Genomic DNA, 15,793 nt, shown 5'->3' on the forward strand with positions numbered 1-15,793 from the left:
CAGGCATTTTAGCCACACTTTGTAACCAATGGTTAACTCAAATTTGTGAAAAGGTGCAGTGGTTCTGTAGGAATCCCTCTGTACTGCGCCAGGTTTTGATCCAGCTCAACAAAACTCATCCCGGGGCCTCACCGACGGCGCCGAGCTGGGTCGGACGGATTTCCCAAGGTATCCTGCGCACCGCCCCCCGCTCCCTTTCCCGGCAAGGACCGCTGATATGACCGCCTCCCCGATCCCCCCTCGCCTGGTGCTGCTCCCGGGCATGGACGGTACCGGCAGCCTGTTCGAACCGTTGCTGCAGGCCTTGGGCCCGGGCTGGCCGGTACAGGTCCTGAGCTACCCTGACGACCAGCCCCTGGATTACCCGCAACTGCTGGAACGCGTGCTGCAACAGATACCGCAGGATCAGCCCTTCGTGCTGTTGGGCGAGTCCTTCTCCGGGCCGCTGGCGGTCAGCCTTGCCGCCAGGCGCCCGGCGAACCTGCGGGGACTGGTGCTGTGCTGCAGTTTCGTCTGCAATCCACGCCCCGCGCTGGCCCCCTTGAAGCCGTTCCTCAGGTTCCTGCCCCTGCAACGCTTGCCCTTATGGCCATTGGACGCGCTGTTGCTGGGGCGCTTCTCCACGGAGCCGTTGCGCCGCGCCCTGGCCAAGGCGATTGCCCAGCCTGCCGCGCACGTGCTGCAAGCCCGTCTGCAAGCCGTGATCGCCGTGGATGTACGCCAGGCCCTGGGGCTATCAGAGGTGCCGCTGCTGTACCTGCGAGCCCGGGCCGACCGCCTGGTGCCACCCTCGGCTTGTGCCCTGATCCGGCAACTGCGCAAGGATGCCCGATGGGTAGAGATCGATGCCCCCCACTGCCTGCTCCAGGCAGCGCCAGCCGAGGCGGCGCTGCACTTGCAGCGGTTCGTAAATGGGCTGGACGAGCACCCGCGCACCCTCTGACGACAGCTGAGCCGGCCCCTTCCCGGCTAAATTCCCTGCCTCAGCGTCATACAACTGCTCGTTTACATATGCGACAATGCGCGCAAATTCCAACGCGCACCCCGCACTCTTTGCTCAGCAACCCGGCCCCGGCGCCGGAATGTTGCGCTCGACGTACGTCCGCTGGCTCAGTTCCACACCCAGACCGGCCCGACCTGGAAGGTTCCAGATCGCGCCCTGTGAATTCGCCCCAGCGCTAAATCATTGGCAGGTAAGTAATTGATCTCCACAGCTAACATCACCATGCAGTTCGGCGCCAAGCCGTTGTTCGAGAACGTTTCGGTCAAGTTCAACGGCGGCAACCGCTACGGCCTGATCGGCGCCAACGGTTGCGGCAAGTCGACTTTCATGAAAATCCTCGGTGACGACCTCGAGCCATCCGGTGGCCAGGTCATGCTGGAACCGAACGTGCGCCTGGGCAAACTGCGCCAGGACCAGTTCGCCTACGAAGAATTCACCGTGATCGACACCGTGATCATGGGCCACGAGGAGCTGTGGAAGGTCAAGGCCGAGCGCGATCGCATCTACTCGCTGCCGGAAATGACCGAAGAAGACGGCATGGCCGTGGCCGAACTGGAAACCGAATTCGCCGAGATGGACGGCTACACGGCCGAATCCCGCGCCGGTGAACTGCTGCTGGGCCTGGGCATTCCCCTGGAACAGCACTTCGGCCCGATGACCGAAGTCGCACCCGGCTGGAAACTTCGGGTATTGCTGGCCCAGGCACTGTTCTCCGATCCGGAAGTGCTGCTGCTCGACGAACCGACCAACCACCTGGACATCAACACCATCCGTTGGCTGGAAACGATCCTGACGGCGCGTAACAGCACCATGATCATCATTTCCCACGACCGTCACTTCCTCAACAGCGTCTGCACCCACATGGCCGACCTGGACTACGGCGAACTGCGCCTGTTCCCGGGCAACTACGACGAGTACATGACCGCGGCGACCCAGTCCCGCGAGCAGCTGCTGTCGGACAACGCCAAGAAGAAAGCCCAGATTGCCGAACTGCAGACCTTCGTCAGCCGCTTCTCGGCCAACGCCTCGAAAGCCAAGCAGGCCACCTCCCGCGCCAAGCAGATCGACAAGATCCAGCTGGCCGAGGTCAAGCCATCGAGCCGCGTCAGCCCGTTCATCCGTTTTGAACAGACCAAGAAGCTGCACCGCCAGGCCGTGACCATCGAGCAGATGTCCAAGGGTTTCGACGGCAAGACTCTGTTCAAGAACTTCAGCTTCACCATCGAGGCCGGCGAGCGCGTAGCGATCATCGGCCCGAACGGTATCGGCAAGACCACCCTGCTGCGCACCCTGGTGGGCGAACTGACCCCGGACGCCGGCTCGGTGAAATGGACTGAAAGTGCCGAGGTCGGCTATTACGCCCAGGACCACGCCCACGACTTCGAAGACGACGTCAGCCTGTTCGACTGGATGGGCCAATGGACCCAGGGCGAGCAGATGATCCGCGGCACCCTGGGCCGCATGCTGTTCTCCAACGACGAGATCCTCAAGTCGGTCAAGGTGATTTCCGGTGGTGAGCAAGGCCGCATGCTGTTCGGCAAGCTGATCCTGCAAAAGCCCAACGTGCTGGTGATGGACGAACCGACCAACCACTTGGACATGGAATCCATCGAGGCGCTGAACCTGGCCCTGGAAAACTACCCGGGCACCCTGGTCTTCGTCAGCCACGACCGCGAATTCGTGTCGTCCCTGGCCACCCGCATCATCGAGCTGAGCCCAAGCGGCGTGACCGACTTCAGCGGCACCTACGATGATTACCTGCGCAGCCAGGGTGTGATGTTCTAAAGGCAGCGGCGAGTTTCAAGCCTCAAGCTGCACCTGAAGAGCCCCATCCATTGTGATGGGGCTTTTTTTTGCGTGGCCCTCCTTATATAGAGGCCGGCGGCGGGCGGGATAAATAGTTAGCATGCTTTCTTTTACCGTCGCGGCACGCGATGATGCCGGTCTCTAACCGCCGCCCGCGAACGAGCCTTCATGCCTGAACCACAGACGCCCGCCCCCAGCTCCATGGCGATCACCCCGCAGATCGTCTCCATCGTCTTCTATACCTTTATCGCGTTCCTCTGCATCGGCCTGCCGATTGCCGTACTGCCGGGCTATGTCCACGATCAGTTGGGTTTCAGCGCGCTGGTTGCGGGGCTGGTCATCGGCTCGCAGTACCTGGCCACCCTGCTCAGCCGGCCCATGGCCGGGCGCATGTCGGACACCGTGGGCACCAAGCGCTCGATCATCTATGGGCTGCTGGGGATTCTCCTCAGCGGGGTGCTGACCCTGGTGTCGGTGCTGCTGGAACATCTGCCCTTGTTGAGCCTGACGGTGCTGCTCGGCGGACGCTTGCTGCTGGGGGTGGCCCAGGGCCTGATCGGCGTCGGCACCATCAGCTGGTGCATGGGCCAGGTGGGCACTGAACACACGGCGCGGTCGATTTCCTGGAATGGCATTGCCTCCTATGGCGCCATTGCCATCGGTGCCCCGCTGGGGGTGAAGATGGTCGAGAATTACAGCTTCGCCAGCCTGGGCATCGCCCTGTCGGCCATGGCCTTACTGGCCTTGCTGCTGATCCGCAACAAGCCCTCGGTCCCGGTGGTTCGCGGTGAGCGCCTGGCGTTCTGGGCGGTATTCGGACGCATTGCGCCCTTTGGCGCGAGCCTGAGCCTGGCATCCATCGGCTACGGCACCCTGACCACCTTCATTGCGCTGTTCTATGTGAGCCGAGGCTGGACCGGCGCCGCCTATTGCCTGACGGTATTCGGCATCTGCTTCATCTGCTCGCGTCTGCTGTTCATCTCCAGCATCAGCCGTTTTGGTGGTTTTGCATCGGCGATTGCCTGCATGTGCGTCGAAACCCTGGGGCTGGTCCTGCTCTGGCTTGCACCGTCCGCCGGCTGGGCGCTGGTCGGGGCCGGGCTCACCGGTATCGGCCTGTCGCTGGTCTATCCGGCATTGGGCGTGGAGGCCATCAAGCAGGTGCCCAACAGCAGCCGCGGGGCCGGTTTGAGTGCCTATGCGGTGTTTTTTGACCTGGCCCTGGCCATCGCCGGCCCCTTGATGGGCGCAGTGGCGCTGAACCTCGGCTATTCGTGGATCTTCTTCTGCGCCGCCCTGCTCTCGGTCACCGCCCTGGGCCTGACGCTGCTGCTCAAGCGCCGCAACGGCGCCTGAGTCACTGATCGGCGGTTTGCATGCCGGCACGGCTCGGCTTGCCCAGGGTGTGGGCGAAGAACTTGCCGGCCTCGGAAATCAGATTGCGGTGGATGTCCTCGCGATCGACGCCGTCGGCATCGGTGCACAAGGCCGGCATCGCCGCCAGTTGCTCTGCGCTGCAAGGCGCCATGAACACGAAGTGCCCGGCACCGGCCAGCAGCTTGAAGTCCGGCGCCACCGGCAACTTGCGGGCCAGGGCCGCGGCATTCTTGTCCAGGGCCACCAACTGATCGCCATCACCGCTGTAGAGCAGCACCGGCACATGCACTCCGGCCAGGGTCTGGCGACCGAACTTCAGGCTCAACGGGGCCATCAGCAACAAGGCATGTACCCGCGGATCGGCCACTGGCTGCAGATCGTCACGATCGACGATCAGTTCACCCTGGGTATTGCAGGCGTCATGGTCACCAGGGCGTTCCAGGCAGTAGCGTCGCAGGCGGTCCAGGTCCGGAGTGGCGCCGGAGAGGATCAGGGCGGTTTCGCCGCCAGCGGAATAACCTATGACCCCCACCTGGTCGGCGTTGACGAAAGGCGACAGCATCGGGTCGCTCAATGTCGCGGTAATGGCTTCGGAAATCTGGATCGGCCGCCCATAGAGATTGCTCAAGGTGCCCAGGCGGCTGTGGTCCTTGGAATTGTCACCCGGGTGGATCACCGCCACCACGACAAAACCCTTGCGCGCCAGGGAGGTGGCCAGGTCGTGCAGGGCCAGGGGCGTGCCGGTATTGCCGTGGGAGAGCATCAGCATCGGGAAACGGCCGATGGCGACCTTGGCATCCCGGGATGCCGCAATCTGATAGCCCTCAAGTTGGCTGTTGTGCTCAATGCCGGTGGACGGATAGAAGGCGATGGCGCGCATCGGCTGCTGGTCCAGGGGATCGAGAAAACTCATCTCATGGAAACCGACGCTCCAGTGCGGGTGTGGCGCAGGCGCGGCCTGGACTGAATTCAGGCTGCTGAGCAGGCAGATCAGTAACAATGCACCAAGACGTTTCATCTCACGCCCACCTTCGCTGCTGGATCAAGAAAGCCCATTGCCCCTGCCATCCCTTGCCGCCAAGGCTTGAAGCCACATGGCCCGCTCATGCTGGCTGCACATGCCGGGCCTATCACTGTATGCCCTGCATAACCCGGGCCAGAAAACACAGACAACAAAAAACTCCGTACTCCGATCACTTTGCACAGTGAGCAGAATACAGAGTCTAGTGGTGCTCGACGCGCTTGAAAGCGTCTTTACACAAGCCTTACGCGGCGGCGAAGAGTTGCTCGCCGATTTGCGCCTGGGCGTCAGTCATGGCCTTGTTGCGCACCTCTTCACCGTAGGCCAGGCCATGGGCGCGGACGAACTCGATGTCGGTGATGCCGAGGAAGCCAAACAGCACTTTCAGGTAATCCTCATGGGCAACCCCGGTCGCCTGGCCAACGTGCAGGCCGCCGGAGGTGGACACCACAATCACCTTCTTGCCACCGCACAGGCCTTCCGGACCGGCCTCGGTGTAGCGGAAGGTCTGGCCGGCCACGGCGATGCGGTCGATCCAGGCCTTGAGCTGGGTGGGGATGGTGAAGTTGTACATCGGCGCGGCGATCACCACCGCGTCGGCCGCCTGGAACTCGGCCAGGGCCTGGGCGCTGAGTTCGGCCTCGTGCTTCAGTGCGGCATCGCGCAGTTCGGCGGCAGTGCCGGCGGCCACCAGGGTTGCCGCGGAGAAGTGGCTGATAGCGTCACCGGCCAGGTCGCGGTAGGTCACGGCGATGTCGGCACGGGCGGCTTTCCAGGCCTCGACCACGCTGTGGCTCAGTTGGCGGGAGGCCGAGTTGTCGCCAAGGATGCTCGAATCGATATGCAACAGTTTCATGGGGGATCTCCAAGTGAGGACCGCCACTGGGCGATCAGATGTTGGCAATCCTACAGATGAAATCAATGGCTGATTAGTCAGCAAAAATGCGATAGTTCGTCCCATCAGCAGGACAGTCGAGCCCTCCTCATGCAAGACCTCAACGATCTCTATTACTTCGCCAAGGTGGTGGAAGCCGGCGGCTTTGCCGCTGCCGGGCGTCTGCTGGGCATTCCCAAGTCGCGCCTTTCAAGACGCATCGCCGAACTCGAAGAGCGCCTCAACGCCCGCTTGCTGCAACGCACCACCCGGCAGTTGAAACTGACCGCGGTGGGCGAACGCTACCTGAGTCATTGCCAGGCCATGCTGCTGGCCGCGGAAATGGCCGACGAGGCCGTGGCCGCCATGGCCAGCGAACCCCGCGGGCGCCTGCGGGTGTCGAGCCCGGTGGGCCTGGCCCATGAATTACTGACGCCGCTGGTGGCGCGCTTCCTGGAAAAGTACCCTCAGGTGCAACTGGAGATGTTGCTGCTCAACCGCCGCGTCGACCTGGTCAATGAAGGCGTCGATGTAGCCTTGCGCGTGCGCGAGCACGGTGATGAGGACCCGCTGCTGGTCACCCGCCGCCTGCGACCGGCGCAGACCGTGATGGTCGCCACCCCGGCCTTTGTCCGCGAGCACCCGGTGGAGCATCCCGAAGACTTGCGGCGCCTGCCGTTGCTCGGTGCCCTGGAGGCCGATCGCCTGCTGCACCTGCGCCTGCTGGACCAACAGGGCAATGCCTGCGACCTGGCCCTGGAGGCACGCCTGGGAATCGACGACTTCATTGTCCGTCGCGCCTGCGCCCTCGCAGGCCTGGGCTGTACGGTATTGCCAATGCTGTATTGCGAAGAAGAACTGGCCAGCGGCCAGTTGGTCCAGCTGCTGCCGCAATGGTCGTTGCCCGGCGGCTGGCTGCAAGCGGTGTATCCTCACCGACGGGGTGTCCTGCCGGCCGTACGGGCCTGGCTCGAGCACCTGAGCGAATCCTTCGAGAGCTGCGGAGAACGACTGCTGTGAAAGCCCGAACCCTGGATGAACAACAAGTGGCGCAATTCTGCCTGGCCCTGCCGGGCGCGCGGGAAGACTACAAGTGGGGTGGCGTGCGGGTGTTTTCGATTGCCGGCAACAAGATGTTCGCCGTACAGAACCTGCGGGGCGACTCCCTGGCATTCAAGGTCGACCAGGAACTGTTTCTCGGCCATGTCGACCGCCCGGGCATTGCCCCCGCGCCCTACCTGGCCCGGGCGCACTGGATCATCATGTCCAGCCCCTACCCGCTGGATGCAGCAGAGCTTGAGCAACTGCTGCGGCGCTCCCACCAATTGGTGGTGAGCAAGCTGCCCAAGCGGGTACAGGTTGCCCTGCTGCTCTAGAACAGGCTCGGCAGCTGGCTTTGCACAAACAGGCGGTCGATCCAGAACACCTGGTGCAGGGCCACGATCAGCCAGAACAGCGTCTGGTAGGAAACCTTGCGGGTCTTGTGGCGCAGCAGTTGCTGGGCCAGCAAAGCGCCGGGCCAGCCGCCAGCCAGCTCCAGCGCATGCAGGACATTCTCTGGGGTGCGCGGGCCCTGCGCCTGGGCGCGGCGCTTGTCGTGCCAATACACAATAAAGGTCAGCAGGCTGACCCCAGCGTAGATCGCCAGGGGCAGGATCGACTCTCCCTGCCACCACAAGGACAGCGAACCGTACAGCGGCAACGCGCAAAGCACTGCGAACACCAGCAGCTTGGCGCGCGGATTCTGAATACGTGCGCCGCGGCTGGCGCCCTGTTCGTTGCGTGCCGCCTTCACGCTTTGGCCGCCGCCCAGTCGACCCAGCCGAACTGCCAGGTCGCCAGGATCAGCAGGCCGAAGGCGATGCGATACCAGGCGAACGCTGCATAGCTGTGGCTGGCAATGAACTTCAGCAAGCCCTTGACCGCGATCATGGCGAAGATGAACGCGGTGATGAAACCGATGGCGAACACCGGGAAATCATCGGGCTGGAACAAGTGACGGTATTTGTAGCCCGAATACACGGCCGCTCCGACCATGGTCGGCATGGCCAGGAAGAACGAGAACTCGGTGGCGGTCTTGCGTGACAGGCCGAACAGCAGCCCGCCGATAATGGTCGAGCCTGAACGCGAAGTACCCGGAATCATCGCCAGGCACTGGGCGCAACCGATCTTCAGCGCATCCTTCCAGGTGATCTGATCGACGTTCTCGGCGTGCACCTGATGCTGCCGGCGCTCGGCCCAGAGCATGATGATGCCGCCAATCACCAGGGCCGTGGCGACGGTGATGGGATTGAACAGGTAGGCGTGGATCAGGTCGGCGAAAATCACCCCCAGCACCACCGCCGGAAAGAAGGCGATCAGCAGGTTGACGGTAAAGCGTCGGGCCTTGGGCTGGGTCGGCAAACCCAGCACCACATCGAGGATCTTGCCCCGGAACTCCCAGACCACCGCCAGGATGGCCCCCAACTGGATGATGATGTTGAAGGCCATCGCCCGCTCACCACCGAAGTCGAGCAGGTCGGCCACGATGATCTGGTGCCCGGTGCTGCTGATGGGTAAAAACTCGGTCAGGCCTTCGACGATCCCGAGTATCAATGCCTGCGCGGCGGTCCAAAGATCCATCAATCCCCCATGAGGCGATGCGCTTGGCATGCCTCTTCTTCTAAGTATTCAAGACGTTCACTGCGAGACGAGCGTAGCCGAGAATTCGGCGCCCGTAAGATCAACACAAACCCATGAAAATTCTGTGAAATCTGCAGAAATGTTCAGGTTTTGCCTCAAGGCGCCGAAATCCTAACAGACATGCGCAAAATGCGCCGCGATGTTATTGGACTTCCGTAGGGTTGGCGCTAAGGGGCAGGCATGCTTGGATGCTCGCGGCCTTTTATGACAAGAACAAGAATCTGGAGTGACCGGATGATAAACAGCTTACGCAAGATCTCCATCAGTCAGCGCCTGTGGCTGATTCTGGTCGTCGCGGTACTGACCCTGGTGGCCCTGGGCCTGATGATGCTCAAGCAGACCCACAGCGACCTGTACCAGGCCAAGGCGCAGAAAACCCAGCATGTGGTGCAGACTGCCGCCGGCGTACTGGACTATTACCACGGCCTGGAAACGGCCGGCAGCCTGAGCCGCGAGCAGGCGCAACAGCAGGCGCTGCAGGCGATTCGCGGGCTGCGCTACAACCAGAACGACTACTTCTGGATCAACGACCTGACGCCAGTGATGATCATGCACCCGGCCAACCCCAAGCTCGATGGGCAGAACCTGGCCGCGATCAAGGATCCGGACGGCTTTGAGGTGTTCAACGAGATGGTCAGCCTGGCCAAGGCCAAGGGCGCTGGCATGGTCGACTACCGCTGGCCCAAACCCGGGGCCGAGCAGCCGGTGCAGAAGACCTCCTATATCCAGCTGTTCCAGCCCTGGGGCTGGATCATCGGCTCCGGGGTCTACATCGATGACCTGCAGCAGGAATTCCGCGCCCAGGTACTGCGGGCCTCTACCATTGGCCTGGTGATCGCCCTGCTGATGACCGCGCTGGTGGTGCTGATCCTGCGCAGCATCGTCAATCCGCTGCGCGAGACGGTGCACGCCATGGCCAACATCGCCAGCGGCGAGAGCGACCTGACCCGCAGCCTGGATACCCACGGCCAGGATGAAGTCACCGAGCTGGCCCGGCACTTCAATGGCTTCAGCGCCAAGCTGCGTCGGGTGGTCATGCAGTTGCAGGACAGCGCCGGAGCCCTGGAGCAGTCTTCCAGCGAACTGGGCAGCAATGCTGCCGAGGCCCAGGAACGCAGCCAGCAGCAATCCCAGCAGATGGAACAGGTGGCCGCGGCCATCAGCCAGGTCAACACCGGCGTCCAGGACGTGGCGAAGAACGCCGAGCATGCCGCCGAAGAAGTGCGTGAAGCCGAGGCCCAGGCCCAGCAGGGCCAGGTCAATATCGACGGCAGCCTGCAACAGATCGATCAACTGTCGGGGACCATCGACCAGGCCGTGGAGGTGATCCGCACCCTGGCGGCGGAAAGCACCCAGATCGGCAGCGTGCTGGAGGTGATCCGCTCGATTGCCGAACAGACCAACCTGCTGGCCCTGAATGCGGCCATCGAGGCCGCCCGGGCTGGCGAGCAGGGACGCGGCTTTGCCGTGGTCGCCGATGAGGTACGCCTGCTGGCCCAGCGCACCCAGCAGTCCACGGCGGAAATCCAGGGCATGATCGAACGCCTGCAGAACCACTCGGAAGCGGCAGTCAAGGTCATCGGTGACAGCAGCCGGGCCTCGCAACTGACCATCGAGCAAGCCGGGCTGGCCGGCGCCAGCCTGAGCGCCATCGGCCAGGCCCTGCGCACCCTCAACGGCCTGAATGCCTCGATTGCCAGTGCCACCCTGCAGCAGGCCCATGTGGTCGAAGATATCAACCACAACGTCGGCCAGGCTGCCGGCCTGTCCCAGGGCACGGCCTTGGCCGCCCAGCATTCCAGCGCCGCCAGCCGGCATCTCAAGGAACTCTCCGAACAGCTCAACGGTCTGCTCCGGCAATTTCGCGTCTGAGCCCCGCAACCGCCCGAAAACCCGCCGAGCAACAGCCCGGCAGTTTTCGGGCAGGCCCTGACGTGCGGCGCCCAGTCTGGGTACAATCCGCCCCCTTCTCCACTTCCCCCAAGGAACCGCCATGTCCGGGCTTGAACTGTTTGCCGCTGCCCTCGGCGTCATCGCCGTCTGGCTGACGGTCAGGCAGAACCCCTGGTGCTGGCCCATCGGCCTGGTGATGGTGCTGCTCTACAGCTGGATCTTCTACGAGGTCAAGCTCTACTCCGACATGCTGCTGCAGGTGGTCTACGCCGTGCTGCAACTCTATGGCTGGTGGCAGTGGACCCGGGGCGGAGAGCAGCATCAGGGGCGTCCGGTCAGCCAGTTGCAAATCCCGGCGCTGCTCCAGGGATTGGGCCTTGGGGCCCTGGGCAGCCTGGTGCTGGGCGCGGCCATGGCCCACTGGACCGACGCTGCGCAACCCTGGCTGGACGCGGCCCTGACCGGTTTCAGCCTGGTGGCCCAATGGTGGATGGCGCAGAAGCGCGTGCAGTGCTGGCCGCTGTGGATTGCCGTGGACGTGATTTTCGTCGGCCTGTTCATCTACAAGGATCTCTACCTGACAGCGGCGCTGTACGCCCTGTTCACCCTGCTGGCCGTGCAGGGCTGGCGAGCCTGGCGCGCCGACCCGGCGCTGCAATCGTGAAGACCGTGGTCCTGACCGGGCCCGAGTCCAGTGGCAAGAGTTGGTTGGCGGCGGAACTGCAGGCGCATTTCGGTGGCATCCAGGTGGGCGAGTACGTGCGCCACTTCATCGATCAGCAGCGCCGCGATACCTGCCTGGCCGACATCCCCGAGATTGCCCGCGGGCAACTGGCCTGGGAGGATCAGGCTCGGGCACAACGGCCCGAATTGCTGATTCTCGACACCCACCTGCTGAGCAACCTGCTCTGGAGCCAGACCCTGTTCGGTGACTGCCCGTCCTGGCTGGAAGCGCAATTGCTCGCCCGGCATTACGACCTGCACCTGCTGCTGTCGCCGGACGACGTGGCCTGGAGCGACGATGGCCAGCGCTGCCAGCCGCAACTGGCCGAGCGCCAGGCCTTTTTTGAAGCCACACGGCTCTGGCTCCAGCAGCACCGTCAGCCTTTCCGCATCATTGGCGGTGACTGGCCAGCCCGTCGGCAACAGGCCTTCGAGCAGATCCGCCAGCTGCTGTCGGCGTGACCGAGCACCACGCCTTAAGGCCACCGGTGTCCATCCCTGAAACACTCCTCTGGCGATCCGGCCGCCATTTTCCTGGCTAACGCCGGCTGCCGGAGAATCTGTTAAGCCACTGATACACCCCCGCAGCAACCCCTGTTCCAGAGCTTTGCGCCGGCTATGGCCAATGGCCGTCGGGGGGGCTTGTTTCAGCCATGAAACAGTTCCCCCCAGCTACGCTCCAAATCTTTTGCAACCCCTTGAACCTGCTATGAAATTCAAAAGCGGCACGGCTTCTGCTCTCTTCCTCGCAACGCTGACTAGGGCCAGCACTGAGAAGAAGGAATACCGCCGTGGGGACTCTGAATAAAAGCTTCACCCACCTGTTGCTGATCGGTTGTGCTGTCAGCGCGGTGTACAGCCTTCCGGTTCTGGCGGCAGGCAATGGCGAAATCGTCCTTGAACGCCAAGTGCACCCAACCCCCGCCGGGCGCCCGCTGAACCTCGATCCCAATCCCACTACGGTCAATGCCAATCCTTCGGGACTGGTCACTGGCACGCTCAACAGCGAAATGAGCGACAACGAGTTCGCCGGGATCAACAGTGGGTCTCTGGTTCGCGGCGCCGTGATGCCCAACAACACCGGTGTCCCCGGTCTCAACGTGGTGACCAATCCCAATGGCCTGCCCGGCATGGCCGCCGGCCACGGGGGTGGCTCGGGCGCGTCGATCTCCAATTCGATCAATCGCTCCATCAGCTCCGGCATGGCGCCCTTGAACAACATCGGAGGCCGCTGAGATGAAACGCACGCTGCTCCTGCTCGCCCTCCTCGGCTGCGCCTCGGCCATGGCCGATAACGGCGGCCAGTCCCAGGACACCGCGACCTTGATCAATTCCGGCTCGGCCTACACCGGCAACCTCAACATCAACCAGGCCGCGGGCGACCAACAACAGCAAACCAACGTGCGGGCCATCGCCATTGGCACCAACGCCAAGGCCAGCACCAGCGTGCCCCAGAAACTCACAACACCAGCCGATCGCTCGCTCAATGCCAGCAGCACCATCGGCGGCAACTCTTTCAGCAACGGCAACGGCGCACTGGGCGTGAACCAGTCGTCCGGGGCCAACAACCAGATGGCCAATGCCTTGCGGATCAGCATCAGTGCCAATCCGCAAAGCGTTGACGACAGCGCCCTGTCACAACAGAACGTGGCGCTGTTACCAGACTCAGGAGCAACTGGCACCCAGCAAGGCAGCCGCCAGGTCGTTACCAGCGACCAGGCCTTCACCGGCAGCCGTGGAGTGATTCAGGTGAACCAGAGTGCCGGGGTGGGGAACCGAATGGCTAACACCCTGAGTATCCGGGTCGCAGATTGACCCCTCGTAGTGCAATTAGAAAGTACCAACACTTAACCAACTAATAAGCACCGGAGAAACACCATGAAACCCACAATGGCTCTCAAACCACTGGTTTTCGCCCTGGCCGCAGTCATGGCAATGGCCGCTCAGGCAGGTGGTAACGATCATGGCAACAACGGCGGTCATGGCAACGATCACGGCAATCAGGGTCCTGATCTCAACACCCTGCTGCAGATCACCGCAGGCGCAGGCGCTGCCGTTCTGGACGTACAGAACAGCAACACCAACGTGGTGAAAAACCAGGGCACCAACAACAACGCCAAGATTGACAACTCGCTGAACAGCTCCAACGGCAACATGGGCGCCAACGCCGCCGCCGGCGACGGCAACCAACAAGACAATGCCGCCGCCCTGGCCACCGCCGATGAATCCTTCATCTTCGGCAGTGCAGTGGCCGTCTCCAGCGCCACCCAGGTCAACAACAACAACTACGTGAAAAACTCCTCCACCCAAAACAACGCCGTGCTCAACAACTCTGGCAACAACGGCTCCGGCAACATCGGCATGAACGTCACCTCCGGCGACTTCAACCAACAGAAAAACAACCTGGCGATTGCCGTTTCCGGTGGTCGCGTAGCCACCGCCGCCGCCTCGGCCAACCAATCCTCGACCAACCTGGTGGTGGATAACAAAGGTGTCCAAGCCTACAAAAAAGACACCCTCACTGGCGGCTTCGTAGCCTCTGGCACCTACAAAGGCACCGGCAGCGGCAAAATTGAAGGCGGCGATGATCACGGCGGCGGCCATGGCTATGGCGACAACAAAGGCCACGGCAACGACGATCAGAAACTCACCTTCAAAGAACAAGGCACGATCGAACTGGCTGGCTACTGGACCCAGCAAGTGCTGACCAAAGACGGCTGGAAAAACCCAGTGGTCAACAACGCCAGCATGACCGGCTCGATGAACGGCTTCTCCGGCAACGGTGGCGCCAACGTCTCGGCCGGCGTCGGCAACCAACAAAGCAACTCGCTGTCCATTGCCGCCGGCTGCAAAGCCTGCATGTAGTCGCAATCGTAACGAAAGCCCCGGAAACGGGGCTTTTCCACAGTCTCACCAGGCGTAACGATCATGCGAACTGCGATCATCATTCTACTGTTGAGCCTTTGCGGCACCGTGCATGCAGCTCAGATGGCAGTGGCCGGGCTTCCAGGCGGCGGCCTGATCTTCAAGCAAGTGCAGAGCGTGCGTGAACGCAAGTTCAGCGACATCGTCGAACAAAAAACCGACTTCAGCTGTGGTGCTGCGGCTCTGGCGACCATCCTGCGCCAGGCCTACTGGCTGGATGTCAACGAGGAACAAGTGATCAAGGGCATGCTGATGAACTCGGACCAGAAGCTGGTTCAGACTCAGGGGTTCTCGATGCTGGACATGAAACGCTACGCGGAAAGCATTGGCATGCGCGCCCGGGGCTACCGGATTCCTCCGGAAAAGCTCGAGGCCGTGACCATTCCGGTGGTCGTCCTGATGGAAATTCGCGGCTACAAGCACTTCGTGGTGATGCAGCGGGCGCAAAAAGACTGGGTCTACATCGGTGACCCGGTGCTGGGTCACAAGCGCTACACCCATGAAGACTTCGTCAAGGGCTGGAATGGCATCGTCTTCGCCATCATCGGCCCAGGCTATGACAAGGCCAATGCCTTGCTCGACCCACCCGCCCCGCTGACCGCGAAGAACAAGCTCGACACCTTCTACCCGGTCAAAGACGCGGAACTGATGGATTTCGGTTTCATCCAGAGCGACTTCTTCTAGAAGCGTGCACAACGATAAAGGGGAGCAGGACGCTCCGGGAGCGGCAGATGAAGACTTCATACTGGCTGGCTGCAGCTTGCCTGGCAGCAGCGCTTCCAGCCCATGCTGGTTTCAAACCCATCGAAGTTCAGGACCAGGAACTCTCGCAGATGCGCGGACGGTATGTGATGCCGGGACGGATCATCAGTTTCGGCATCGTCATGAGCAGTACCTGGCGCAACGCCAGTGGCGACCTGATTGGCGCCACCAGTAGCCTGCAGATTCAACAATCCACCGTCACCCCGCAGTTCTATGTCACCACCGTCAATCAAGCGGGTAACGGCAGTCCGCCCTCTCAGGGCACAGGCAACGTGATAGGGGGCGCCGGCCTGGGCACAGGCCAGGGCGTGACCCAGGTAGTGCGAGCCGCCGGTGACGGCAACAGCGCCTATAACAACGTCAGTATCAATGTCAGCGAAGCCAACCAGGCGCCCGCCCTGAGCAATACGCCAGGGCAAGCCCTGCTCAATGGCCAGACCATCACTGGCAGCAACGCGGCCGGCAGTGTCTCGGTTTCAGCGATCAATGGCGGGATCCAGATGGCCATTCTGGCCAGCAGCAATCAGGGCGGCACCTTGCAGCAAGTGGCCCAGGGCAATGTCCTGCAAAACACCCGGCTGCTGGGTAACAGCAACCTGGTCAACAACCTGACCCAACTCAACGTAGTCCTGCAAAACAACGGCCCCAGTAAAGGCGCGCTGGACTGCAACCTGACCACGCTCAACGGACTACGCAATTTAAAATTCTGAACTACGCTCCTTCCGAC

The 15,793-nt window shown here is 62.3% G+C and carries 17 protein-coding genes; 13 read left to right on the plus strand and 4 right to left on the minus strand.

Annotated features, from left to right (window positions below):
• Positions 1-217 precede the first annotated feature (217 nt).
• The 3 genes from U873_RS0106105 to U873_RS0106115 all read left to right on the plus strand — a co-directional run bounded on the left by U873_RS0106105 (position 218) and on the right by U873_RS0106115 (position 4,165).
• Positions 218-943, plus strand: a complete 726-nt coding sequence (locus U873_RS0106105) for an alpha/beta fold hydrolase (protein ID WP_025127397.1) — start codon at positions 218-220, stop codon at positions 941-943.
• Between the two features lie 258 nt (positions 944-1,201).
• A complete protein-coding gene (locus tag U873_RS0106110) occupies positions 1,202-2,788 on the plus strand; it encodes an ABC-F family ATPase (RefSeq protein ID WP_025127398.1) in 1,587 nt (528 codons plus the stop codon).
• Between the two features lie 189 nt (positions 2,789-2,977).
• A complete protein-coding gene (locus tag U873_RS0106115; protein ID WP_025127399.1) occupies positions 2,978-4,165 on the plus strand; it encodes an MFS transporter in 1,188 nt (395 codons plus the stop codon).
• A 1-nt stretch (position 4,166) separates the two neighbouring features.
• Here the strand turns inward: U873_RS0106115 and U873_RS0106120 are convergent, their stop codons facing one another.
• Both U873_RS0106120 and U873_RS0106125 read right to left on the minus strand, forming a co-directional pair.
• Positions 4,167-5,204 (minus strand): dienelactone hydrolase, encoded by a 1,038-nt coding sequence (locus tag U873_RS0106120; RefSeq protein WP_025127400.1) that lies wholly within the window; start codon positions 5,202-5,204, stop codon positions 4,167-4,169.
• Positions 5,205-5,451: 247 nt separating this feature from the next.
• Positions 5,452-6,063, minus strand: a complete 612-nt coding sequence (locus U873_RS0106125) for an FMN-dependent NADH-azoreductase (protein WP_025127401.1) — start codon at positions 6,061-6,063, stop codon at positions 5,452-5,454.
• Positions 6,064-6,192: 129 nt separating this feature from the next.
• Between U873_RS0106125 and U873_RS0106130 the strand changes: the two genes are divergently transcribed.
• Together U873_RS0106130 and U873_RS0106135 are read left to right on the plus strand one after the other, a co-directional pair.
• Positions 6,193-7,101 carry a LysR substrate-binding domain-containing protein gene (locus U873_RS0106130; RefSeq protein ID WP_025127402.1) on the plus strand — a complete coding sequence of 303 codons (909 nt, stop codon included), beginning with the start codon at positions 6,193-6,195 and terminating at the stop codon, positions 7,099-7,101.
• A gap of 11 nt (positions 7,102-7,112) precedes the next feature.
• On the plus strand, positions 7,113-7,457 hold the full coding sequence (locus tag U873_RS0106135) for an MmcQ/YjbR family DNA-binding protein (protein ID WP_025127403.1): 345 nt from the start codon (positions 7,113-7,115) through the stop codon (positions 7,455-7,457).
• Here the strand turns inward: U873_RS0106135 and U873_RS0106140 are convergent.
• A complete protein-coding gene (locus U873_RS0106140) occupies positions 7,454-7,876 on the minus strand; it encodes a DUF1294 domain-containing protein (protein ID WP_025127404.1) in 423 nt (140 codons plus the stop codon). The two genes, U873_RS0106135 and U873_RS0106140, sit on opposite strands and share 4 nt — an antisense overlap.
• Entirely contained in the window at positions 7,873-8,703 is an 831-nt protein-coding gene (locus U873_RS0106145; RefSeq protein ID WP_025127405.1) for an undecaprenyl-diphosphate phosphatase, read from the minus strand. The genes U873_RS0106140 and U873_RS0106145 overlap by 4 nt, the downstream gene beginning before the upstream one ends.
• Positions 8,704-9,000: 297 nt before the next feature.
• On the opposite strand from U873_RS0106145, the gene U873_RS0106150 reads away from it, so the two are divergent.
• The 8 genes from U873_RS0106150 (at position 9,001) to U873_RS0106185 (ending at position 15,776) form a co-directional block, all read left to right on the plus strand.
• Positions 9,001-10,635, plus strand: coding sequence for a methyl-accepting chemotaxis protein (locus tag U873_RS0106150; RefSeq protein WP_025127406.1), 1,635 nt, complete (start codon positions 9,001-9,003; stop codon positions 10,633-10,635).
• Between the two features lie 121 nt (positions 10,636-10,756).
• Positions 10,757-11,320: a nicotinamide riboside transporter PnuC gene (gene pnuC, locus U873_RS0106155; RefSeq protein ID WP_025127407.1), complete on the plus strand. Its 564-nt coding sequence runs from the start codon at positions 10,757-10,759 to the stop codon at positions 11,318-11,320.
• Positions 11,317-11,841: an AAA family ATPase gene (locus U873_RS0106160; RefSeq protein WP_025127408.1), complete on the plus strand. Its 525-nt coding sequence runs from the start codon at positions 11,317-11,319 to the stop codon at positions 11,839-11,841. The genes pnuC and U873_RS0106160 overlap by 4 nt, the downstream gene beginning before the upstream one ends.
• A gap of 329 nt (positions 11,842-12,170) precedes the next feature.
• Positions 12,171-12,614, plus strand: coding sequence for a hypothetical protein (locus tag U873_RS0106165; RefSeq protein WP_025127409.1), 444 nt, complete (start codon positions 12,171-12,173; stop codon positions 12,612-12,614).
• A 1-nt stretch (position 12,615) separates the two neighbouring features.
• Positions 12,616-13,194 carry a hypothetical protein gene (locus U873_RS0106170; RefSeq protein ID WP_025127410.1) on the plus strand — a complete coding sequence of 193 codons (579 nt, stop codon included), beginning with the start codon at positions 12,616-12,618 and terminating at the stop codon, positions 13,192-13,194.
• Positions 13,195-13,257: 63 nt separating this feature from the next.
• On the plus strand, positions 13,258-14,244 hold the full coding sequence (locus tag U873_RS0106175; RefSeq protein ID WP_025127411.1) for a hypothetical protein: 987 nt from the start codon (positions 13,258-13,260) through the stop codon (positions 14,242-14,244).
• Between the two features lie 63 nt (positions 14,245-14,307).
• Positions 14,308-14,988 (plus strand): C39 family peptidase, encoded by a 681-nt coding sequence (locus U873_RS0106180; protein WP_025127412.1) that lies wholly within the window; start codon positions 14,308-14,310, stop codon positions 14,986-14,988.
• 47 nt (positions 14,989-15,035) lie between these two features.
• Entirely contained in the window at positions 15,036-15,776 is a 741-nt protein-coding gene (locus U873_RS0106185; protein WP_025127413.1) for a hypothetical protein, read from the plus strand.
• The last annotated feature ends 17 nt before the right edge of the window (positions 15,777-15,793 follow it).

It is taken from the genome of Pseudomonas sp. PH1b (genome assembly GCF_000633395.1).
Taxonomy (GTDB): Bacteria; Pseudomonadota; Gammaproteobacteria; order Pseudomonadales; family Pseudomonadaceae; genus Aquipseudomonas.

Coding starts and splice junctions, on each gene's coding strand:
- U873_RS0106105 (WP_025127397.1), top strand. CDS start 218: ATGACCGCCTCCCCGATCCCCCCTCGCCTGGTGCTGCTCCCGGGCATG.
- U873_RS0106115 (WP_025127399.1), top strand. CDS start 2,978: ATGCCTGAACCACAGACGCCCGCCCCCAGCTCCATGGCGATCACCCCG.
- U873_RS0106120 (WP_025127400.1), bottom strand. CDS start 5,204: ATGAAACGTCTTGGTGCATTGTTACTGATCTGCCTGCTCAGCAGCCTG.
- U873_RS0106125 (WP_025127401.1), bottom strand. CDS start 6,063: ATGAAACTGTTGCATATCGATTCGAGCATCCTTGGCGACAACTCGGCC.
- U873_RS0106130 (WP_025127402.1), top strand. CDS start 6,193: ATGCAAGACCTCAACGATCTCTATTACTTCGCCAAGGTGGTGGAAGCC.
- U873_RS0106145 (WP_025127405.1), bottom strand. CDS start 8,703: ATGGATCTTTGGACCGCCGCGCAGGCATTGATACTCGGGATCGTCGAA.
- pnuC (WP_025127407.1), top strand. CDS start 10,757: ATGTCCGGGCTTGAACTGTTTGCCGCTGCCCTCGGCGTCATCGCCGTC.
- U873_RS0106170 (WP_025127410.1), top strand. CDS start 12,616: ATGAAACGCACGCTGCTCCTGCTCGCCCTCCTCGGCTGCGCCTCGGCC.
- U873_RS0106175 (WP_025127411.1), top strand. CDS start 13,258: ATGAAACCCACAATGGCTCTCAAACCACTGGTTTTCGCCCTGGCCGCA.
- U873_RS0106180 (WP_025127412.1), top strand. CDS start 14,308: ATGCGAACTGCGATCATCATTCTACTGTTGAGCCTTTGCGGCACCGTG.
- U873_RS0106185 (WP_025127413.1), top strand. CDS start 15,036: ATGAAGACTTCATACTGGCTGGCTGCAGCTTGCCTGGCAGCAGCGCTT.